Here is a 21770-nt window from a genome sequence, read left to right on the forward strand (position 1 = left end):
CCTAGGCCTGGGCCAGGAGGGTGACCTTGCCGCTGCCGCCCTTCCAGTACAGGGCACCGCCCCGTGCGAAGAGGGAGCCGCCGCCCTGCTCCTTGGCCGGTTCGGCGGCGACGTCGTCGAGGCGTGCCGTGCCGTCGAGCCGCGTCGTGCCCTCGACGAGCAGGGCGGGCGCCTCGGACCGCTGAACCACGTGGAGCTGGCCGCCGGGGGTGGCTCCGATGCCGATGCCTATGCCGGTGCGTCCGCTGCCCTTGACGACGAAGTCCTCCAGGCCGGGGTTGTTGCGCAGCACGACCAGTGCGCCCTTGGTCGGGCCGTCGCCCGCGGTGACGAAGATGCCCTGGGCGGCCGTCCCCTGCGTCCTGAGGTTGATGGAGATCCCCGAGGCGCCGTGGTCCGAACCGTCGGCATACCCGTTGTGGGTGATCTTCAGCGTGCCGCGCTGGGCCCGCTCGGCACCGCTGAGGTACATTGCGGACGACTCCGGGTTGACCGACGTCACATTCAACGCCGCCTTGTCGCCCGACGTGGCCGCGTAGTTGATCTTCACGGCGTACTCGGTGGGCGACGCACCGAAGAACGCGGCAGGGGCGGCGTACTGGGTGTACCCGTCGTCGGCCGCTGCCGCCTCCGATCCGGTGGCGACGGTCACGGCGCCCGCGGTGAAGGCGCCGAGGAACAGTCTTCGTCCCACTGCCATATGAACTCCCTTTGTCTGCGACGTGCGAAGTCGATCGACTGCTGGTGTGGCTCGGAGAAGTCTCAGAGTTCCCGCCACGCGGTGAGCGCCAGCCCCGGTTCGTCCTTGCGGCGGGCGAGCAGGAGCGTCCCGGTGGACGGGGACACACTCGCGGCGACGACCTCGTCCTGCTCGTCGAGTGCCACCGACACCACGGCGTCGGAGGGCAGTTGGGGGCCCGACTCGGTCCACCAGGCTCCGGCCGGCTCCTGCTCCGTCGGATAGGCGGCGAAGGCGACGCGGCCGCTTGCCGAGCGCTGGGCGAGCACGGTGCAGTCGTGGCCCTCGATGGCGCAGCGCACGGCGGACACCGGACCGGGTCCGGCGGAGGCGATGAGCGTCACCGGCTTCTCGCCCGGCCGCCAGGCGCACACATCGCCCGAGGTGTCCGTGAAGAAGAGGGTGGTGTGCTCGGCGGACGTGGCGAGGGCGCACAGCGTCCCCGGCCGGACGGGCACATCGACGCCCTCCGTGCGCACCGGCGTCCTGCCCGGCTCCTCCTGTCGCCAGTGCAACACCCCGCCGGGCACGGACGCGTACACCTCCACCAGCCCCGACTCCCCCGTCACGGCGGCCGGCTCGCCCTCCACGTCATGCCCTCCGAGGTTCTGCCAGGGCCCCCAGCCGCCCTTCTCCTTCTGGTTGCGCAGGCTCAGCCCACCGCCCTGGTTGCGGACGAAGACATAGCCACGCCCCGCCGAGTCGACGGCAACGGCCGGCGGGCCCGTCCGGTCGCCCTTCTTGTCCGGGTGCCCGATCGAGGCCCAGTCCAGGGGCGCGAGCCGGGGCCGGAAGTGCGTCGAGTGCACGAGTCCCGACTCGCCGGGCACGGTGGGCCGCCAGGCGGCCAGATGGGCGTAGCCGTCGGCGCCCTGGCCGATCGCCGGGCCCGGGAGCAGCTTCTGGCCGCCGCCGACGGTGCGGGCGGCGTCCCAGGGGCCCGCGGGGCCGCGTTCCGCGCGGCACAGGACGGCGTCGCCGGAGGGGAGATAGACGGTGAGGCGGCCGTCGCGGCCGCGGATGAGCCAGTCGCCGTTCACCAGTTCACTTTAGTCGGGCGGGACGGCCCATCGTCCGGCCCGCCCCCCTGCCTGGCCGACAACCGCCGTGCGACCCTGGCCGCATGAACGACAACGCGCCTGTCCTCGTCGTGGTCGACGCCGCGAACGTCGTCGGATCGGTACCGGACGGCTGGTGGCGGGACCGGCGGGGTGCCGCGGAGCGGCTGCGCGACCGGTTGGCGTCGGACGGTGTGCCGGGGGTTGCCGGGCCGGTGGAGGTCCTCCTCGTGGTCGAGGGGGCGGCCCGGGGGGTGGAGTCGGTGCCGGGGGTGCGGGTGGAGTCGGCGCCGGGCAGCGGTGACGATCACATCGTGGACGTGGTCGCGGGGGCGGCTGGGCGATCCGTGCTGGTCGTCACGGCGGACCGGGAGCTACGGCGGCGGGTTGCGGAACTGGGGGCGGAGGTGGCGGGGCCGCGCACGGTACGGCCGTAGGGGCCGGGCCCCGTGCAACTGACCTCGGCATCGATGCTGAGGCCGGGTGGGTCCGCAGCCCGGCGTAGCGGGGTGCCGCTGCGCCCACCCGTGCCGCCCCCAGCGGCACGCATGCCCGCAGCTGGGGCGGCAGGGGCGGGCCCGCGGCTGGAGCGGCAAGGCCGGGCCCGCGGCTAGGGCGGCAAAGCCGGGCCCGCGGCTGGGGCGGCGAGGGCGGGCCCGCAACGGCGGCCTGCGGCCGGCCAGGGCGGGTGCGGCGGCTGGCGGGAGCCACGACGCGCCCGCACTCGCCGGATCACGGAAGGGGACGTGTCGGGGGGTGTCCGCCCGCAGCGGTTGGCGCGTCAACGGACAGTCAGTTGGTATCCGACCCCATCGCGCCGTTCCGAGGACGGACACCCCCCGGCGCGGCCCCGACCCACCACCACCGCGCAGGCGCTACGCGCACCCCCACCGAAGCAGCCACAGGCCGCCGCAGGCACCCCGCGACGGCCAGGCCACGGCCACGACCACGGCCGCTACGGCGTGTTCTCGGTCTTCGGTTCCTCCCCCGTCGCGAGGCGGCTGTGCGTGCGGCCGTAGAGGAAGTACACGAGGAACCCGGCGGCCATCCAGAACCCGAACCGCACCCACGTCTCGGCGGGCAGGTTGATCATCAGCCACAGGGAGGCGCACACCGACAGGATCGGGATGACCGGCACCCACGGGGTGCGGAAGGACCGCGGCAGGTCGGGGCGCGTCCTGCGGAGGATGATCACGCCGATGGCGACGACCACGAAGGCGAACAGCGTGCCGATGTTCACCAGCGCGGCGAGTTCGGTCAGCGGCGTGAAGCCCGCCAGCACCGCGATGATCACGCCGAGCAGGATCGTCGGCCGGTGCGGGGTCTTGAAGCGCGGGTGGACGCGCGAGAAGAACCGCGGCAGCAGCCCGTCACGGCTCATCGCGAAGAACACCCGGGTCTGGCCCAGGAGCAGGATCATGCACACGGTCGTCAGACCGACCGCGGCCCCGAAGCTGATGAAGCCCGCGAACCACGGATGCCCGGTCGCCTTGAACGCGTCGGCGAGCGGCGCGTCGACGGACAGCTCGCTGTAGTGCTGCATACCGGTGACGACGATCGACACGAGGACGTACAGCGTCGTGCAGATCACCAGGGAGCCCAGGATGCCGCGCGGCATGTCACGCTGCGGGTTCTTGGTCTCCTCCGCCGCCGTGGCCACGACGTCGAAGCCGATGAAGGCGAAGAACACGACGGAGGCGGCGGTGAAGATGCCCATCACGCCGAAGTTGGACGGCGCCCAGCCGAACATGAGCTGGATCAGTGGGGAATCGAGACTGGAGCCGGCCGGTACCGGCTTCTCCTTCGGGATGAACGGGTCGTAGTTGTCGGCGTTGATGAGGAACGCACCCGCGATGATCACGACGAGGACGACCGTCACCTTGATGGCGACGACGACCGAGGTGATCCGCGCGGACAGCTTCATGCCGATCACGAGGATGCAGGTGAGGACGAGGACCAGCGCGGCGGCGAGGATGTCGAAGCCGAAGGCGTCGGCGCCCTCCCGGCTGCCCAGCGACGCGGGCATCGTCCAGCCCGCGTTCTCCATGAGTGACTGGATGTAGCCCGACCAGCCGACGGCCACCACCGCCGTCCCGAGCGCGAACTCCAGAACCAGGTCCCAGCCGATGATCCAGGCGGTCAGTTCACCGAGGGACGCGTACGAGAACGTGTAGGCGGACCCGGCGACCGGGACCGTGGACGCGAACTCGGCGTAACAGAGCGCGGCCAGGGCGCAGGCGACGCCGGCCGCGACGAACGCCAGGGCCGTGGCGGGCCCGGCGTTGTCCTTGGCGACAGTGCCGGTGAGTACGAAGATGCCGGTGCCGATGATCACGCCGACGCCGAAGACCGTCAGATCCAGCGCGGACAAGGACTTCTTGAGCGCGTGTTCTGGCTCCTCGGTATCGAGGATGGACTGCTCGACCTTCTTCGTCCGGAAGAGGGTGCTGCTCACGGGATACCTCCCACGCTTGTCGTCCTCGACATGATCGAGAGGTGGCACCATCCGTATGCCCCGGCACGGACGCATTCACGCCAATGGGCCGGTTTCTCCACCCTCATGGTGGGGAAACCGGCCCATCCGAACCCGTTCGGCCGTGTCAGTCGCGCACGGACTCCACGGACTCCACGGCACCGCCCTCGTACCGCCCGTCCAGCTTGGCGACCAGCCCGGTCACCTGCCGGGCGATGTCCGGCGCGGTGAGACCGATCTCGGCGAGGATCTCGGCACGCGTGGCGTGGTCGAGGAAGCGCGGCGGGATGCCGAAGTCACGCAGCGGCACATCCACGCCCGCGTCGCGCAGGGCCTGCGCGATCGCCGACCCCACACCGCCGACGCGGCTGTTGTCCTCGACGGTGACGACCACGCGGTGCCGCTCGGCGAGCGGGGCCATGGCCTCGTCGACGGGCTTGACCCAGCGCGGGTCGACGACGGTGGTGGAGATGCCCTGCTTGTCGAGGAGCGCGGCGATCTCCAGGCACATCGGGGCGAGGGCGCCGACGGAGACCAGCAGGACGTCCGGCCGGTCGGTGCCGGGCTCGCGCAGCACGTCCATGCCGCCGACGCGGCCGACGGCCGGTACGGCGGGGCCGACGGCGCCCTTGGAGAAGCGGACCACGGTCGGCGCGTCGTCGACCGCGACGGCCTCGCGCAGCTGCGCGCGGACCTGGTCGGCGTCACGCGGCGCGGCCAGCCGCAGCCCGGGCACGACCTGGAGGATCGACATGTCCCACATGCCGTTGTGGGAGGCCCCGTCGGTGCCGGTGACACCGGCCCGGTCCAGTACGAAGGTGACACCGCACTTGTGCAGGGCCACATCCATCAGCACCTGGTCGAAGGCGCGGTTGAGGAAGGTGGCGTACACCGCGAACACGGGGTGCACTCCGCCCGTCGCCAGGCCGGCCGCCGAGACGGCGCCGTGCTGCTCGGCGATGCCGACGTCGTAGACCCGGTCGGGGAAGCGCTTGGCGAACTTCTCCAGGCCCACCGGCTGGAGCATCGCGGCCGTGATGGCGACGATGTCCTCGCGCTCCTTGCCGAGTTCGACCATCTCGTCGCCGAAGACGGAGGTCCAGTCGGCGCCGGAGCTCTTGATGGGCAGGCCGGTGTCGGGGTGGATCTTGCCGACGGCGTGGAAGCGGTCGGCCTCGTCCTGGAGGGCGGGCTGGTAGCCGCGGCCCTTCTCGGTGAGGCAGTGCACGATGACGGGGCCGCCGAACCGCTTGGCCTTGGCGAGCGCGGACTCCAGCGCCTCGAGGTCGTGCCCGTCGATCGGGCCGACGTATTTCAGGCCGAGGTCCTCGAACATGCCCTGCGGGGCGATGAAGTCCTTCAGGCCCTTCTTGGCGCCGTGCAGGGTGTCGTAGAGCGCCTGGCCGACGACGGGGGTGCGCTCCAGCACCTCCTTGGTGCGGGCGAGGAAGCGCTCGTAGCCGTCCGTCGTGCGCAGCGTCGCGAGGTGGTTGGCGAGGCCGCCGATGGTCGGCGCGTAGGACCGCTCGTTGTCGTTGACGACGATGACGAGCGGGCGGTCCTTGGCGTCGGCGATGTTGTTCAGCGCCTCCCAGGCCATACCGCCGGTCAGGGCACCGTCACCGATCACGGCGACCACATGGTCGTCGCGGTCCTTGATCTGGTTGGCCTTGGCGATGCCGTCGGCCCAGCCGAGGACGGTCGAGGCGTGCGAGTTCTCGATGACGTCGTGCTCGGACTCTCCTTGCGAGGGGTAGCCGGACAGGCCGCCCTTCATCTTGAGCTTGGAGAAGTCCTGACGGCCGGTGAGCAGCTTGTGGACGTAGGACTGGTGGCCTGTGTCCCAGAGCACCTTGTCCCGGGGCGAGTCGAAGACCCGGTGCAGGGCGATGGTGAGCTCCACCACGCCGAGATTGGGGCCGAGGTGACCGCCGGTCTTGGAGACCGCTTCGACGAGGAAGCTCCGGATCTCCTCCGCCAGCTGGTTCAGCTCCTCCAGGTTGAGCCGGTCCAGATCGCGCGGTCCCCTGATACGGGTCAGCAGCGGCACCCGTGCCTCCTTGCAGTAGAGCTGATCGAGCAGTTGCCGGGCGTGTCGAGTCTAATGTTCCGCTCCTGAGGACTGCGCCGAGGCCATGGGGGATACATCACGCATTCGGCTGTACCCAAGTTGTGTCATACCTACGACACAACTGTGCCCGGCACCTGCAGGTGCCGGGCACAGGGGGTCGGCCGGTGCTACGCGCGGCCCGCGGTCTTCTGCGTCTTGCGCGTCACCGCGTCGATCACGACCGTGGCCAACAGCACACCACCGGTGATCATGTACTGCACCGGAGAGGCGATGCCCTCCAGGGCGAGCCCGTACTGGATCGACACGATGACCAGCACGCCGAGCAGCGCGTTCCAGGTCCGCCCGCGTCCGCCGAAGAGCGACGTACCGCCGATCACCGCGGCGGCGATCGCGTTCATCAGCAGGTCACCGCCGCCCGCGCCCTGGTTCGCCGCGGCGATCTTCGACGCGATGAACAGACCGCCGACCGCGGCGAAGGTCCCGGAGATCGCGAACACGGAGATCCGGACCAGCTCCACGTTGATACCGGCGCGTCGCGACGCCTCGACGCTGCCGCCGAGCGCGAACACCTTCCGCCCGTACGACGTACGGCGCAGCACGAAGTCCGTGACCAGGAGCACCACGATGAAGATCACCACGGCGAGCGGCAGGCCCTTGTACTGGTTGAAGACGATCGCGACGGCGAAGGCCAGGACCGCGAGCAGTACCGTGCGCACCACCGTCTCGCTCAGCGGCTGCGACGGCACGCCCGCGGCCTCGCGCCGCCGGTTGCCGAGGAAGGAGCTGAGGAAGTACCCGGCGGTCACCACCGCGGCCAGACCGTAGGCGGCGGCCACGTCGGAGAAGTAGTAGCTGGTGAGCTGGGCCACGACCCCGTCCGGGTCGAGGTTGATCGTGCCGTTGTCGCCCAGGACCTGGAGCATGAAGCCGTTCCAGAACAGCAGGCCGGCCAGGGTGACGGCGAAGGCGGGGACGCCGATCTTCGCGAAGAAGAAGCCGTGCAGCGCGCCGGCGACCGTGCCGGTGACGATGGACAGCGCGAAGGCCAGCCACTCGTTCATGCCGTTGGTGACGTTGAGCACGGCGAAGCTCGCGCCCGCCACACCGCTGACCGAGCCGACCGACAGGTCGATCTCGCCGAGCAGCAGCACGAAGACGATGCCGACGGCGATCATGCCGGTGCCGACCATGGCGACCGACATGTCGGACAGGTTGCCCGCGGTGAGGAAGTTGGAGTTCAGGCTCTGGAAGATGATCCAGATGATGGCCAGGCCGAGGACCACCGGGATGGAACCCAGGTCGCCGGACTTCATCTTCCGCTTGAACTCGGTGAGGTAGCCCGCGAAGCCCTGCTCGCGCACCAGCAGCCGGGGGTCGACGACCGTGACGGCGGCCTTGGCCGCCTCGGGGTTCGCCACGACGTGGTCTTCGGGGGCTCCCGGAGCCGCTGAGGTCTTGTCGATGCTCACTTGGAAGCCTCCCCGTTCGTGCGCGCCGCACGGCGGGTCACGGCGTTGTCGGTGGCGCCGGTGATGGCGGAGATGATCTCTTCCTGCGAGGTCGACTTGACCTCGAAGATGCCGTTGTTGCGCCCGAGGCGCAGCACGGCGACCTTGTCCGCGACGGCCTTGACGTCGGCCATGTTGTGGCTGATGAGGATGACGGCGTGGCCGCGCTCGCGCAGCCGCTCGACGAGGTCGAGGACCTGGGCGGTCTGCTCGACGCCGAGGGCGGCGGTGGGCTCGTCGAGGATGACCAGCTTCGGCTCGCCGAGCATGGACCGGGCGATGGCCACGGTCTGGCGCTGGCCGCCGGAGAGCGAGGCGATCGGGATGCGCACGCTGGGGATGCGGATCGACAGCGTGTGCAGGAGCTCGCGGGAGCGGCGCTCCATCTCCACCTCGTCCAGGACGCCGCGCTTGCGGATCTCCCGGCCCAGGTAGAGGTTGCCGACGACGTCGATGTTGTCGCACAGCGCGAGGTCCTGGTAGACGGTCGCGATGCCCAGGTTCTGGGCGTCGTGCGGCTTGTTGATCTGGACGGACCTGCCGTCCCATTCGATGACGCCCTCATCGATGGGGTGCACGCCGGCGATCGTCTTGACCAGCGTGGACTTTCCGGCGCCGTTGTCGCCGACCAGGGCGACCACCTCACCGGCGTGGACCTCAAGCTCTACGTCGGTGAGCGCCTGTACGGCACCGAACCGCTTGGAGACCCCGCGCAACGCCAGCACGGGCGTAGCGGACACGTGAACCATCTCCTTCGCCGCCTGACCCGGCGGGAGGTTGTGCAGAAGTATGGGAGGAGTGATCACTCCGGCGCCCCGCGTAGCTTTGCGGGGCTGGTGTGCGGGGCGCCGGAGGAACTCGGGGTGACTACTTGAGGCCGATCTTGTCGCACGCGGCCTTGTACTTGGCCGTGCAGATCTCGCTCACGGTGTAGATGCCGTCCTTGATGACGGTGTCCTTGATGTTGTCCTTGGTCAGCGACACGACCGGGACGAGGACGGAGGGGACGGCCTTGGTGGTCGGGCTGTCGACCTTGTCCTTGGCGATGGAGTCGAGCGACTTGCCCTGGGCGAGCGCGACGGCCATCTCCGCGGCGACGTCGGCCTCCTGCGGGTAGGGCTTGTAGACGCTCATGTACTGCTCGCCGGCCACGATGCGCTGCACGCCGGAGAGTTCGGCGTCCTGGCCGGTGACCGGGACGTCGGCGATGCCCGCGGCCTTCAGGGCCGTGATGATGCCGCCGGCCATGCCGTCGTTGGCGGAGTAGACGCCGACGATCTTGTCCTTGCCGAGGGCGGAGATGGCGCCCTCCATGTTGGCGTTGGCGTTCTCCGGCTTCCACTCCTTGGTGTCGTACTCGCGGCCGACCTTCACCTTGCCGTCGAGGACGGAGTGCGCGCCCTTCTTGAACAGGGCGGCGTTCGGGTCGGTGGACGACCCGTTCATCATGACGATCTGGCCGTCCTCGGCCTTGTCGCCCAGGGCCTTCAGCAGGGCCTCGCCCTGGGTCTTGCCGACGGTGACGTTGTCGAACGAGGTGTAGGCGTCGATCGGGCCCTCGGCCAGGCGGTCGTAGGCGACGACGGGGATGCCGGCGTCCTTGGCCTTCTTCACCGAGCCGGCGATGGCCTTGGAGTCCACCGCGTCCACGATCAGCACGTCGACCTTGTTGGTCACCATGGTGTCGACCTGCTGGTTCTGCGTGGCGGCGTCCTGCTTGGCGTTGGCGTAGACGACCTCGCCCTTGCCGCTCGTGAGTTCCTTGACCTTCTTCTCGATGAGCACCCGGTCGAACTTCTCGTAGCGCGCGGTCGCGTTCTCCGGAAGGAGCAGACCGACCTTGATGTCGTCGCCCTTCTTGGCGGACCCGGACCCGCTGGAATCGGCGTTGTCGCCGGACTCCTTGGCGCTGCCACAGGCAGCAAGCGAAACGGCCATCGCACCGGCGGCGATCGCAACGGCGGCGCGACGCATACGCGTGTTCACTTCAGAAACCTCCCTGACGAGGCCGCGACATTGCGGCCGAGGTGGCTGGAAGTCAACTCGGCCACACGTGCGACGTCAAGAAGTAAATCCTTAACGAGATGGCAACGGTGCCATCCGTTCTCTAAGTGAAGGCGGGCGCCGCAGCCTGCAGTACCCCAGGGGCAGTTCCGTCCAAAAGGGTCGAATCGCCCATCTCGCTGAGGGCGAGAGCAAGCGCTCCGAGGACCTCCGCACGGCCTCCGAGGGCCCCCGGGAGCACGGACAACTGCCGGGCCGCGCTGGGGATCGCGTAGCGCCCCACGGACTCCCTGATCGGCCCCAGCACCAGCTCACCGGCCTCGGCGAGATCACCCCCGAGGACCACCCGGCTCGGGTTCAGCAGATTGCAGAGGTTGGCCACGCCGCTGCCGATGTGGCGGCCGACGTCGGCGACCACCCGACGGCAGCCCGGGTCGCCGTCCCGTGCGAGCCGTACGACGCCTTCCATGGTCAAGTCGGTGCCGTGGCTGGACTGCAGGAGCGGCAGCACATAGCGCGCAGCCGCGAAGGTCTCCAGGCAGCCGCGGTTTCCGCAGCGGCAGACGGGGCCGGACTCGTCCAGAGTGATATGTCCGATCTCCCCGGCGGTGCCGCCGGGCCCCCGGTAGATCTTGCCGTTGATCACCAGACCGGCGCCGACACCGCTGGCGACCTTGATGTACGCCAGGTCGCGCACCCCGCGACCGCTGCCCCAGACCATCTCGCCGAGGGCACCGAGGTTGGCGTCGTTGTCCACGTGCACCGGCACGCCGAGCCGCCCCCGCAGCTCCTCGGCGGGCTTGGTGCCGGTCCAGCCGGGCAGGATGGCGGTCGAGCCGAGGGTCCCCGACTCGACGTCGATGGGGCCGGGCACGCCGAGACCGACCCCGGCGATCTTGGACCGGTCGACCCCGGTGGCCTCGATCAGCCGGCTGACCAGTTGTTCCGCCCGGTCGAAGCCCTGGGTCGAGGAGGCGTCCACGTCGAGTGGCTCGGACTCCTCGGCGAGCACCTGGTGGGCGAGGTTCCCGACCGCGACGCGCAGATGGGTGTGCCCGAAGTCGACTCCTATGACGATCCCGGCGTCCCCGCTCAGCGAGACGCTGCGGGCCCGGCGCCCGCCGGCGGAGGTGGGCGTGACCTCGACGGTGCCGCCGTCCTTCAACTCCCGGACGATGTTGGAGACCGTCGCCGCGGACAGGCCCGTCGTCCGCGCGATCTCGGCCTGGGTGAGGGAGCCCGCCAGACGCACGGCTCGTACGACCCGCTCCAGGTTGGCTCGGTGCAGCGACGACTGCGACCCCGGAGTCTCCACGACGACCTCCTGCGCGCGGGGTCGCTTCGATGAGACCCCGTCCATGTCCAACTAGTGAACTCTAAGCTGAGCTGTTCGGGTCGCCTCCCGTCAAGAGGTTGAACCGTTTCCGGGTCCCTGGACACACGTCCGCACGCCGCCCCCGAGACCGGGAGCGGCGTGTACGCGAGCGAACGCGCAGGGTTATTTGAGCGCGCCGGCCGTCAGCCCCTGCACCACCTGCCGCTGGAAGACGATGTACGCGGCGAGCACCGGCAGCATCGCCATCACCAGGCCCGCGAAGAGGCCCGACCAGTCGCCCTTGTAGCCCTGGCTGACCGCGAGCTGCACCAGGCCCTGGGTGAGGACGCGTTTGTCCGGGTCCGTGTTGAGGACCGTGGGAAGCATGTACTGGTTCCACTGGCCCAGGAAGTTGAAGATGCCGACGCTGATCAGGCCCGGCTTGGCCATGGGCAGCATGATCTGGAAGAACGTACGGCTGTGGGAGGCGCCGTCGACGAAGGCCGCCTCCGCGATGGACGTCGGCAGGGTCCGGAAGAACGCGGTCAGGAAGAACACCGTGAACGGCAGCGAGTAGGCGATGTAGACCAGGATCAGCCCGTGGATGGTGTTCAGCAGGCCCATGTTGTTCACGACGTAGAAGAGCGGGACCAGCGCGAGCATGATCGGGAAGCTCATGCCGCCGATGAACAGGAAGTAGATGAAGCGGTTGCCCGGGAAGTCGAAGCGAGCCAGGACATAGGCCGCCATCGAGCCGAGCACCAGGGTGCCGACGAGCGAACCGCCCACCACCAGGACGGTGTTGAGGAAGTAGTCGCTCATGTTGGCCTGGGTCCACGCCCGCGACCAGTTGTCGAAGTGCAGGGTGTCCGGCAGCGACCAGGGCGAGGAGAAGATGGACCGGTCGTCCTTGAAGGACGTCATCACCGCCCACAGCAGCGGCATCACCACCATGATCGCCCAGATGACGAGGACGCCGTGGGAGAAGACGTTGAGGACCGTGCCCTCCTTCCTCGCCTTCGGCGGCGGGGCCGGGGGGATGTCCTCCTTGGTGACGGGCGCGCCGGACTCGGCCGGCACGGGCGCGGGGGTCTGCGTCGTCTTCATCAGTACTCCAGCCGCTCGCGACGGCCCAGCCGCATCACCACGGCGGCGAAGGCCAGCGTGACGACGAGCAGGGCGACACCGATGGTGGTGGCGTAGGCGGCCTGCCCGTCACGGAACGCCTTCTGGTACACGTACAGGACCATGACGGTGGTCGAGTAGTCGGGGCCGCCCGGCCCGGTCGTCATGATCTGCACGACCGCGAACGACTCGGCGCCGAGGGCCAGGATGCCCATGTAGACCCAGCCGGACTGCACGGTGTCCCAGAGCAGGGGCAGGGTGACGCGGAAGAAGGTCGTGGCGCGGCCCGCCCCGTCCAGCAGGGCCGCCTCGTACATCTCCGCCGGGATGGAGGCCATGCCGGCGGAGAAGAGCACCACGAAGAAGCCGACCGTGGACCAGACGAGCACGGCCATGACGGCCCACAGCGCGAGGTCGGGGTCGCCGAGCCACAGCGGCTGGACGTCGTCGAGGCCGATCCCGCGCAGGATCGAGTTGATCGCGCCGCTGTCCGGGTTGTACGCGAACGCGAACAGCAGCGCGACGATGGCGATCGAGAGGACCTGCGGAAAGAAATAGACGATCTTGTAGAACGAGGAGCCCCGGACGCCGGTGACGACCGGTCCGTTCCTCCGTTTCCTGCCGCCCACATTGATCATGAAGGCGAAGAACAGCGCGAGGCCGATCGTCACCACCGGCAGCAGGAGGGCGAACAGCAGGCTGTGCTGCAACGACTTCCAGAAGATCTCGTCGTCGAGCATCCGGCTGTAGTTGTCGAAGCCGACCATCTTGAATTCGGGGCTCAGGCCGGTCCAGTCCGTGAACGAGTAGTAGATGGACTGGATGAACGGCCAGATCACGAATAGCGCGTACAGGCCGAGGGGCAACGCGAGGAAGCCCACGATGAACCGGTACTTGCCGTGCTGCATCGCCACTCCGGTGCCGTTTGCGGAATAGGACTTACTGGTGCTTGTAGTGCTTGATCGAGTCGTCCTTGGCGGCCTCGTCGGCGAAGCCCTGGATCTTCTTGATCGCCTCGGCCGGGGTGAGACGGCCGGCCATCATCTCGCCCAGGCCGGAGACACCGATCTTCTCCTTCTGCAACTGCACGTACCAGTCCTGCAGACGGGGATTCACCACGTTGTCGCCGGCCTTCTCCAGGGCCGCGACACCCGACTTCAGACCCGGGGTGAGGGCGATGCCGTCGGTGCCGCCGTTGTAGGCGGTGAGCGACTTCACCTTGCTCGTGAAGTTCTTCGAGGAGGCCTCGCTGAGCATGATGCGCAACTGCTCCATGCCGCCCTCGGCGTTCTTCGCCTTGGACGGGACGATGAAGGGCTCGCCGCCGGAGGCCCAGATGGTGCCGAAGGGCAGCTTGTCGGAGGAGTCGATTCCGGTGGGCGCGGAGACGGAGAGGGCGAAGTCCTCTGGGATGACGTTGGCCGACTCGTTCTCCACCCAGGAGCCGTTCGGGATGAACAGCGCCTTGCCCTCGGCCCAGGCGGTCTGCGACTGGATGTGGTCGAGGCCGGGGGTGCCCTTGAGGATGTAGCCCTTCTTGTAGAGCTCGTAGTAGGCCTCGAAGCAGGCCTTGACGGCCGGGTGCTTCCAGGCGTTCGGCTCCAGGTTGTCGATGGCGTCGAGCACCTCGACACCGCCGACCTTGCCGATCATCGGGTAGAGCGAGAAGGGCAGGTAGTACGGGTACTTGCCCGCGTACGTCCAGCCCGCCATGCCCTTCTTCTTGGCCTTCTCGCAGACCGCGAGCATCTGGTCCCAGGTCTCGGGGTACTGCTCGTCGAGCGAGTCCAGGGCCTTCTGCGAGTACCAGACGCCGTAGACCGTGTAGGCGTAGTAGAAGATCCAGACCTTCTCGCCGTCGAACTGGCCCATCTCGACGATGCCGGGGCGCAGGGTGTCGCGCACCTTCTTGTTCGGATCGTCGTAGGAGGGCGCGTCCAGCAGCGGGGTGAGGTCGGTGAGCTGGTCCTTGCCGACCAGGACGCCCATGTCCATCTGCTCGGCGCCGGAGTTGTCGATGAGGTCCGGCGGGGTGCCCTGGTTGAAGCGGGGCTGGAGGGTGGACTGGATCTTCTGGGTCGCGGAGAACTTCACCTCGACCTTGGGGAAGTTCTTCTCGTAGACCTTCACCGCGTCCTCGGCGTACTCCTTGCCGAAGCCGCCGTCGAACAGGACGAACTCCATGCCCGCGGTGTCGTTGACGCCGAGCGGGTTCTTCGCGGTCTTCTTGCCGGCCTTGGCCTTGTCGCCGCTGTCGCCTCCGCCGCCGCTGGCACAGGCGGACAGGAAGCTCATCGTCGGGACGGAGATCAGCCCGAGCGCTGCGGACCTCTTGATCAGATCACGGCGGCCGACACCCTCGGTGCCGTGGTTCTCGGCGGAAGTGGATCCCATGCTCAAGTCCTCGCCTTCTCCAGGACTCAGGCGGTGAACCGGATCCTCCCCGGCACCGCGATCGGGTCACGCTGGGTCGTGCAGGAAAGTGCGGGTGATGACGTGCGGATGGTGTGAAGCGCCCGACAGGTATAGTCCACTTCCCGCCAGCGGATCAAGATCGAACACAAGGTTGGCCGTGGGTCTTATCCGAGTTGAGACCTCGCGGAAAGTCGAGCGGTCCGTGTGCTCCTCGGCGGAAATATCCCGGTCGGCGCCCTCGAATGCCACAACCAACACCCTTGACACTCCCCGGCACTTGGGCAACTACTGGTCCTTGCGCATCGAAGCTGACAACGTTGTCCACTGCGCAGGGAGGGTACCCGTTGATGCAGCGGAAAGCTCGGCACAGATGGGGTTCGGCGGTCGTGTCGGCGACCGCCTTCACTTTGGCCCTGAGCTCACAGGGCGTTGCGGTCGCACTGCCCGAAGCCCCCGAGACCCCCGACCGGAGGTTCGCCTCCTCGTTCGAGCCGGACGACCCGGTTCCGGACTGGTTGAACACCGTCGACACGGCGCCCGACGGCAGCAAGAGGGCCTCCGGCGTCGACGGCGGCTACAGCAGCGGCATACCGGGCAATGTGACCGACCATGTCACCGACGTCCGGGCCAGCGCCGAGAACACGGGCGGGGGTGAGGTGAAGGAGAATCTCGTCGACGGCGAGCCGAGCACCAAGTGGCTCACCTTCGAGCCCACGGGCTGGGCCGAGTTCGACCTGGACAAACCAGTCAAACTGGTGCGTTACGCACTGACGTCGGCCAACGACCACGGCGAGCGCGACCCGAAGGCCTGGACCCTGAAGGGCTCCGCCGACGGCAAGGACTGGAAGACCCTCGACTCCCGCTCCGGCGAGTCCTTCTCCGAGCGCTTCCAGACGAAGACGTACGACATCGCGGAGCCCGCCCCGGCCGAGTACCGGCACTTCCGGCTCGACATCACCGGCAACAACGGCGGCGACATCCTCCAGCTCGCCGACCTCCAGCTCTCCACGGGCGGCGGCGAAGGGCCCGTGCCGCAGGACATGCTCTCCCTCGTCGACCGCGGCCCGAGCGGCTCCCCCACCGCCAAGGCGGGCGCCGGGTTCACCGGGAAACGGGCCCTGCGCTACGCCGGCCGGCACACCGCCGAGGGGCGGGCCTACTCGTACAACAAGGTCTTCGACGTGAACGTGGCCGTCGGCCGGAACACCGAGCTGTCCTACCGGATCTTCCCGTCGATGGCGGACGGCGACCTCGACTACGACGCGACGAACGTCTCCGTCGACCTCGCCTTCACCGACGGCACCCGGCTGAGCGAGCTGCGCGCCACCGACCAGCACGGCTTCCCGCTCACCCCGCGCGGGCAGGGCGAGGCGAAGATCCTCTACGTCAACCAGTGGAACAACGTGGCCTCGCGGATCGGGTCGGTGGCGGCCGGGAAGACCGTGGACCGGATCCTGGTGGCGTACGACTCGCCCAAGGGCCCGGCGAAGTTCCGGGGCTGGCTGGACGACGTGACCCTGGACTCCGTCGCCCCCGAGCGCCCGAAGGCGCATCTGTCGGACTACGCGGTGACGACCCGCGGCACCAACTCCAGCGGCGGCTTCTCGCGGGGCAACAACTTCCCGGCGACGGCGGTGCCGCACGGCTTCAACTTCTGGACGCCGGTGACCAACGCGGGCTCGCTGAGCTGGCTGTACGACTACGCACGCGGGAACAACGCGGACAACCTGCCGACGATCCAGGCGTTCAGCGCGAGCCATGAGCCGAGCCCCTGGATGGGCGACCGGCAGACCTTCCAGGTGATGCCGTCCCTCGCCACCGGCACCCCCGACCTCGGCCGGGAGGCCCGGGAGCTGGCCTTCCGGCACGAGAACGAGACGGCGCGGCCGTACTACTACGGGGTGCGGTTCGAGAACGGGCTGAAGGCCGAGATGGCGCCGACCGACCACGCGGCGGCCCTGCGCTTCACCTACCCCGGCGACGACGCGAGCGTCCTCTTCGACAATGTCACCGACCAGGCGGGCCTGACCCTCGACAAGGAGAACGGGATCGTCACCGGCTACTCGGACGTGAAGTCCGGGCTGTCGACGGGCGCGACCCGGCTGTTCGTCTACGGCACGTTCGACAAGCCGGTGACCGAGGGCTCGTCGTCCGGAGTGAAGGGCCATCTGCGCTTCAAGGCCGACGACCGGACCGTCACCCTGCGTCTGGCGACCTCGCTGATCAGCCTCGAACAGGCGAAGGACAACCTCCGCCAGGAGATCCCCGACGGCACGTCCTTCGAGGCCGTCAAGAAGAGCGCCCAGCGGCAGTGGGACCGGCTGCTCGGCAAGGTCGAGGTCGAGGGCGCGACACCGGACCAGCTGACGACGCTGTACTCCAGCCTCTACCGGCTGTACCTGTACCCGAACTCCGGTTTCGAGAAGGTCGGCGGGAAGCACCAGTACGCCTCGCCCTTCTCCCCCATGCCGAACCCGGACACCCCGACCCACACCGGCGCGAAGATCGTCGACGGCGAGGTGTACGTCAACAACGGCTTCTGGGACACCTACCGGACGACCTGGCCGGCGTACTCGTTCCTGACTCCGTCCCGGGCCGGTGAGCTGGTCGACGGGTTCGTGCAGCAGTACAAGGACGGCGGCTGGACCTCGCGCTGGTCCTCCCCCGGCTACGCGGACCTCATGACGGGCACGTCCTCGGACGTGGCGTTCGCAGACGCGTACGTGAAGGGCGTCGACTTCGACGCGAAGGCGGCCTACGACGCGGCCGTGAAGAACGCGACAGTCGTCCCCCCGAACCCGGGCGTCGGCCGCAAGGGCATGACCACCTCCCCCTTCCTCGGCTACACCAGCACCGAGACGCACGAGGGCCTGTCGTGGGCGCTGGAGGGCTACCTCAATGACTACGGCATCTCCCGTTTGGGCCGGAAGCTCTACGAGGAGACCGGCGAGCGGCGCTACAAGGAGGAGTCGGAGTACTTCCGCGACCGCGCCCAGGACTATGTGAACCTCTTCGACCCGAAGGCCGGTTTCTTCCAGGGCAAGGACGCGAAGGGCGACTGGCGGGTCGAGTCCTCGAAGTACGACCCGCGGGTCTGGGGCCACGACTACACCGAGACAAACGGGTACGGATACGCCTTTACCGCCCCTCAGGACAGCCGGGGTCTGGCGAATCTGTACGGCGGCCGGAAGGGGCTGGGAGACAAGCTCGACACCTACTTCTCCACGCCGGAGACCGCCTCCCCCGAGTTCGTCGGCTCCTACGGCGGTGTCATCCACGAGATGACCGAGGCGCGGGATGTGCGGATGGGCATGTACGGGCACTCCAACCAGGTCGCCCATCACGCGATCTACATGTACGACGCGGCCGGGCAGCCCTGGAAGGCGCAGAAGAACGTCCGCGAGGTGCTGTCCCGTCTGTACACGGGCAGCGAGATCGGCCAGGGCTACCACGGTGACGAGGACAACGGCGAGCAGTCGGCCTGGTACCTGTTCTCCGCGCTCGGCTTCTATCCGCTGGTGATGGGCAGCGGCGAGTACGCGATCGGCTCACCGCTGTTCACGAAGGCGACCGTGCATCTGGAGAACGGGCGCGAGCTGGTGGTGAAGGCGCCCCGGAACAGCGCGAGGAACGTGTATGTGCAGGGGCTGAAGGTCAACGGCCGGACCTGGTCCAAGACCTCCCTGCCGCACTCGGTCGTCGCCGAGGGCGGTGTCCTGGAGTTCGACATGGGCCCGCGGCCGTCGTCCTGGGGCACGGGCAAGCACGCCCAGCCCGTGTCGATCACCCGGGACGACGAGGTGCCGACGCCCCGCGCGGACGTGCTGAAGGGCGAGGGTGCCCTGTTCGACGACACGTCGGCGACGGACGCGGCGGTGACGTCCGTGGATCTTCCGGTCCCGGAGGGCGCCGAGGCGGTCCAGTACACGCTGACGTCGTCGTCGGACCGGGCGAAGGCACCGGCCGGCTGGACGCTCCAGGGCTCTTCCGACGGCGAGACCTGGCGGACGCTGGACCGGCGCTCCGACGAGTCCTTCGCCTGGGACAGGCAGACCCGCGCGTTCACGGTGAGGTCACCGGGTACGTACGAGAAATACCGCCTGGTCCTCGACGGCGAGGGCACCCTGGCGGAGGTCGAACTGCTCTCCTGAGCAATCGAGTTGGGGGTCTCATGCCGCTTCCCGTGCCCGTCCTGCCCGAGGGTGTCGACCCGGCCTGGCTGCCGCCCGCCGCCTTCCGGGCGGTGGGCAGCGGTCGGACGCTGATCCGTGGATCGGGTCCGCTGGTGGAGACGGTGCACGGGGAGGTGGCGGAGGCCTGCCGACGGTTCGGGGGCCGGGTCGTGCGCGACGCCGAGCCGGAGGGCGGCGCGTACGACCTGGTCCTCGACCTCGGCGTCCATGACCTCGGCGACGAGGACTTCACGCTCGCCCGGCAGGGCGGCACGACGGCCGTCACCGCCTCCGGCGGACGCGGGCTGCTCTACGGCCTGTTCCATGTCGTACGGCTCGGGGAGGCGGCGTTCACGGGCGAGCGGGAGCGGGAGAGACATCACCCCGCTCTCGCCCTGCGCATGCTCGACCACTGGGACAACGTCGCCGTGCACCCGGTCATGGGCCAGGTGGAGCGCGGGTACGCGGGCGGCTCGCTGTTCTGGGAGGACGGGCGGGCGCGCGGGGACCTGGAGCGGGTGCGGGCCTACGGGAGGCTGCTGGCGGCGTGCGGGATCAACGCGGTCGCCGTCAACAACGTCAATGTCCACGAGACCGAGGCGCATCTGCTGACCGACCGGATCGGCGAGGTCGCCGCGATCGCCGAGGCGCTGCAGCCCTACGGGATCCGCACCCACCTGTCCGTGTCCTTCGCCGCGCCGGTGCTGCTCGGCGGGCTGCCCACGGCCGACCCGCTGGACGAGGGCGTGCGCGGCTGGTGGGCCGAGGCCACGGGAGCGGTGTACGAGGCGATCCCCGACTTCGGCGGGTACGTGGTGAAGGCCGACTCGGAGGGCCAGCCCGGGCCGTTCGCCTACGGCCGCAGCCACGCCGACGGGGCCAACCTGCTGGCCGCCGCACTGGAGCCGTACGGCGGCACCGTGCACTGGAGGGCGTTCGTCTACGACCACTGCCAGGACTGGCGGGACCGGGGGACGGACCGGGCCCGGGCCGCGTACGACCACTTCGTGCCGCTGGACGGGGCGTTCGCCGACAACGCCGTGCTCCAGGTGAAGCACGGGCCGATCGACTTCCAGGTGCGCGAGCCGGTCTCGCCGCTGATCGGGGCGATGCCCGGCACCCGGCTGGCGGTGGAGCTGCAGGTCACCCAGGAGTACACCGGGCAGCAGCGGCATGTGTGCTGGCTGGGGCCGATGTGGAGCGAGGTGCTGCGCTTCCCGGCTGAACAGGGGTCTTCCGTCGGCGAGTTGACGCGGGGCGGGCTGATCGCCGTGTCCAACGCCGGCGACGACCCGTTCTGGACCGGGCATCCCCTCGCCCAAGCGAACCTCTACACCTTCGGGCGGCTGGCCTGGCGGCCGGACGCCGAGCCGGGAGAGGTGCTCGACGAGTGGATCGGGCTCACCTTCGGACCGGGGCCCGAGGCCGGGCTGCACGCCGTGTTCGACGGCTCGTGGCGGACGTACGAGAAGTACACCGCTCCCCTCGGCGTGGGCTTCATGGTGCAGCCGGGGCATCACTACGGGCCGAGCGTGGACGGCTACGAGTACAGCCCCTGGGGGACGTACCACTTCGCCGACCGGGACGGCATCGGCGTCGACCGCAGCGTGGCGACCGGCACCGGGTACGCCGGGCAGTACGCCAAGCCGTGGGCCGAGCTCTACGAGTCGCCGGACACCTGCCCCGACGAGCTGCTGCTGTTCTTCCACCACGTGTCGTACGGCCACACCCTGCACAGCGGCAAGACGGTGATCCAGCACATCTACGACACGCACTTCGAGGGCGTGGCGGAGGTCGAGGAGGCCCGGGAGCTATGGGCCTCGCTGGCCGGGCTGGTGGATCCGGTGCGCCACACGCGGGTGGCGGAGCGTTACGAGGAGCAGCTCCGTAGTGCCCGCGAGTGGCGCGACCAGATCAACAGCTACTTCTTCCGCAAGTCCGGGGTGCCGGACGAGCGGGGGCGGCGCGTCCACCCTTGACCTCGCGCGGCACGTCAGGCGTCGGGGAGTGACGCCGTGAGGTGCTCCCACGCCCCGTGGACCTGCTCCCCGACGATGCCGAACTGGGTGATGACCGCGACGCAGCGGCCGTCCTCGTCGTCGAGTTCGAGTGCCGAGGTCGGGCCGTGCGCGGCCGTGGAGCGGACGAGGTGGCAGGCGCGGACGCGCGCGAGGTCGATCTCCACCGAGCTGTCCGCGACCGCCGCGAACACCCGCCCGCCCACGGTCCGGTCGGTGACGTGCACCCGGCCGCCGCAGGCCTGCATCGCCGCCGGGGCGAACACCGCGACACCGATCGGCAGCCCGACGGAGCAGACGTGGTCGAGGACGGCGGCGACCACGCCGGTGTCGATCGGCCGGTGTTCGCCGCGGTACCGGTGGAAGGAGCGGCGTCTGGCGACGCCGCCGTCCGCGAGGATCGTGTCGAGCTGGGCGAGCTGGTCGCCGTTCTCCCAGGCCGGTGCCCCGGAGGCCGGGGCAGGTGGGGCGGCGGCCGGGGAACCGGCGTCGACGGTGCCCGCGAGGCCGGCCAGCAGCCGGTCTCCTTCCGACAGCAGCCGCCCCTGGTGCACGGTCCGGCCCCGCGCGTCCAGCAGTCGCAGCGCCACCGTGTCCTCGTCCCGCGCGACGACGGCCGAGGCGACCCCGGCGCTGTCGATGCGCAGCGCGATCTTGCCCGGGGGCACGCCGAACGCGTCCCCGCGCAGGCTCGGGACCGCGTAGCTGCCGGCCTGGTCGATCCGGGCGACCGGTCCCCCGGTGACCGCCTGGACGTACCGGAAGAGCGTCAGGCAGCGTGCCAGCTCCGGCATCCGGGCGTCGATCAGCCGCCCACTGCGCCTGCGCCGGCCGCAGCACCCTTCGAAGGCGCACCCTTGGTGGTCCGTCAT

At 69.4% G+C, this 21770-nt stretch carries 15 protein-coding genes; 3 read left to right on the forward strand and 12 right to left on the reverse strand.

Features of this window, described 5'->3' with window-relative positions; all coding sequences use genetic code 11:
• Nucleotide 1: 1 nt before the first annotated feature.
• The gene (locus tag KJK29_RS07555; RefSeq protein ID WP_215117938.1) at nt 2-700 is read right to left on the reverse strand and encodes a hyaluronoglucosaminidase; all 699 of its coding nucleotides are present in this window, start codon (nt 698-700) and stop codon (nt 2-4) included.
• 62 nt (nt 701-762) lie between these two features.
• Nucleotides 763-1779: a hypothetical protein gene (locus tag KJK29_RS07560; protein WP_215117939.1), complete on the reverse strand. Its 1017-nt coding sequence runs from the start codon at nt 1777-1779 to the stop codon at nt 763-765.
• A gap of 83 nt (nt 1780-1862) precedes the next feature.
• Here KJK29_RS07560 and KJK29_RS07565 point away from each other — a divergent pair, with 83 nt between their 5' ends.
• The gene (locus KJK29_RS07565) at nt 1863-2234 is read left to right on the forward strand and encodes a PIN domain-containing protein (protein WP_215117940.1); all 372 of its coding nucleotides are present in this window, start codon (nt 1863-1865) and stop codon (nt 2232-2234) included.
• Nucleotides 2235-2752: 518 nt separating this feature from the next.
• On the opposite strand, the gene KJK29_RS07570 is transcribed toward KJK29_RS07565, so the two are convergent.
• From KJK29_RS07570 to ngcE, 9 genes are all read right to left on the reverse strand, one after another.
• Complete coding sequence (locus tag KJK29_RS07570; protein WP_215117941.1) at nt 2753-4252, reverse strand: amino acid permease; 1500 nt, start codon at nt 4250-4252, stop codon at nt 2753-2755.
• A 145-nt stretch (nt 4253-4397) separates the two neighbouring features.
• Nucleotides 4398-6320, reverse strand: coding sequence for a 1-deoxy-D-xylulose-5-phosphate synthase (gene dxs, locus KJK29_RS07575; RefSeq protein WP_215117942.1), 1923 nt, complete (start codon nt 6318-6320; stop codon nt 4398-4400).
• 188 nt (nt 6321-6508) lie between these two features.
• Nucleotides 6509-7810 (reverse strand): sugar ABC transporter permease, encoded by a 1302-nt coding sequence (locus tag KJK29_RS07580; RefSeq protein WP_215117943.1) that lies wholly within the window; start codon nt 7808-7810, stop codon nt 6509-6511.
• Nucleotides 7807-8598: an ATP-binding cassette domain-containing protein gene (locus KJK29_RS07585; protein WP_215117944.1), complete on the reverse strand. Its 792-nt coding sequence runs from the start codon at nt 8596-8598 to the stop codon at nt 7807-7809. The genes KJK29_RS07580 and KJK29_RS07585 overlap by 4 nt, the downstream gene beginning before the upstream one ends.
• Nucleotides 8599-8716: 118 nt before the next feature.
• A complete protein-coding gene (locus KJK29_RS07590; protein WP_215124194.1) occupies nt 8717-9823 on the reverse strand; it encodes an ABC transporter substrate-binding protein in 1107 nt (368 codons plus the stop codon).
• 133 nt (nt 9824-9956) lie between these two features.
• On the reverse strand, nt 9957-11168 hold the full coding sequence (locus KJK29_RS07595; protein ID WP_215117945.1) for an ROK family transcriptional regulator: 1212 nt from the start codon (nt 11166-11168) through the stop codon (nt 9957-9959).
• 183 nt (nt 11169-11351) lie between these two features.
• Nucleotides 11352-12275, reverse strand: a complete 924-nt coding sequence (locus KJK29_RS07600; RefSeq protein ID WP_215117946.1) for a carbohydrate ABC transporter permease — start codon at nt 12273-12275, stop codon at nt 11352-11354.
• Nucleotides 12275-13201: a carbohydrate ABC transporter permease gene (locus KJK29_RS07605; protein ID WP_215117947.1), complete on the reverse strand. Its 927-nt coding sequence runs from the start codon at nt 13199-13201 to the stop codon at nt 12275-12277. Before KJK29_RS07605 ends, KJK29_RS07600 begins: the two co-directional genes overlap by 1 nt.
• A 31-nt stretch (nt 13202-13232) precedes the next feature.
• Nucleotides 13233-14687, reverse strand: a complete 1455-nt coding sequence (ngcE, locus tag KJK29_RS07610) for an N-acetylglucosamine/diacetylchitobiose ABC transporter substrate-binding protein (protein ID WP_215117948.1) — start codon at nt 14685-14687, stop codon at nt 13233-13235.
• A gap of 368 nt (nt 14688-15055) precedes the next feature.
• Between ngcE and KJK29_RS07615 the strand changes: the two genes are divergently transcribed.
• Together KJK29_RS07615 and KJK29_RS07620 are read left to right on the forward strand one after the other, a co-directional pair.
• Complete coding sequence (locus KJK29_RS07615; RefSeq protein WP_215117949.1) at nt 15056-18859, forward strand: GH92 family glycosyl hydrolase; 3804 nt, start codon at nt 15056-15058, stop codon at nt 18857-18859.
• A 20-nt stretch (nt 18860-18879) separates the two neighbouring features.
• Entirely contained in the window at nt 18880-20859 is a 1980-nt protein-coding gene (locus tag KJK29_RS07620) for an alpha-glucuronidase (RefSeq protein WP_215117950.1), read from the forward strand.
• A 14-nt stretch (nt 20860-20873) separates the two neighbouring features.
• Here the strand turns inward: KJK29_RS07620 and KJK29_RS07625 are convergent, their stop codons facing one another.
• Complete coding sequence (locus KJK29_RS07625; RefSeq protein ID WP_215117951.1) at nt 20874-21770, reverse strand: hypothetical protein; 897 nt, start codon at nt 21768-21770, stop codon at nt 20874-20876.

Source organism: Streptomyces koelreuteriae (genome assembly GCF_018604545.1).
GTDB classification, from domain to species: Bacteria; Actinomycetota; Actinomycetes; order Streptomycetales; family Streptomycetaceae; genus Streptomyces; species Streptomyces koelreuteriae.

Excerpts from the sequence above, each read along its gene's own strand:
- KJK29_RS07590 (WP_215124194.1), bottom strand. The coding sequence starts at position 9,823 with ATGCGTCGCGCCGCCGTTGCGATCGCCGCCGGTGCGATGGCCGTTTCG.
- ngcE (WP_215117948.1), bottom strand. The coding sequence starts at position 14,687 with ATGGGATCCACTTCCGCCGAGAACCACGGCACCGAGGGTGTCGGCCGC.
- KJK29_RS07615 (WP_215117949.1), top strand. The coding sequence starts at position 15,056 with ATGCAGCGGAAAGCTCGGCACAGATGGGGTTCGGCGGTCGTGTCGGCG.
- KJK29_RS07620 (WP_215117950.1), top strand. The coding sequence starts at position 18,880 with ATGCCGCTTCCCGTGCCCGTCCTGCCCGAGGGTGTCGACCCGGCCTGG.
- KJK29_RS07600 (WP_215117946.1), bottom strand. The coding sequence starts at position 12,275 with ATGAAGACGACGCAGACCCCCGCGCCCGTGCCGGCCGAGTCCGGCGCG.
- KJK29_RS07585 (WP_215117944.1), bottom strand. The coding sequence starts at position 8,598 with ATGGTTCACGTGTCCGCTACGCCCGTGCTGGCGTTGCGCGGGGTCTCC.
- KJK29_RS07555 (WP_215117938.1), bottom strand. The coding sequence starts at position 700 with ATGGCAGTGGGACGAAGACTGTTCCTCGGCGCCTTCACCGCGGGCGCC.
- KJK29_RS07605 (WP_215117947.1), bottom strand. The coding sequence starts at position 13,201 with ATGCAGCACGGCAAGTACCGGTTCATCGTGGGCTTCCTCGCGTTGCCC.
- KJK29_RS07565 (WP_215117940.1), top strand. The coding sequence starts at position 1,863 with ATGAACGACAACGCGCCTGTCCTCGTCGTGGTCGACGCCGCGAACGTC.
- KJK29_RS07625 (WP_215117951.1), bottom strand. The coding sequence starts at position 21,770 with ATGACGGACCACCAAGGGTGCGCCTTCGAAGGGTGCTGCGGCCGGCGC.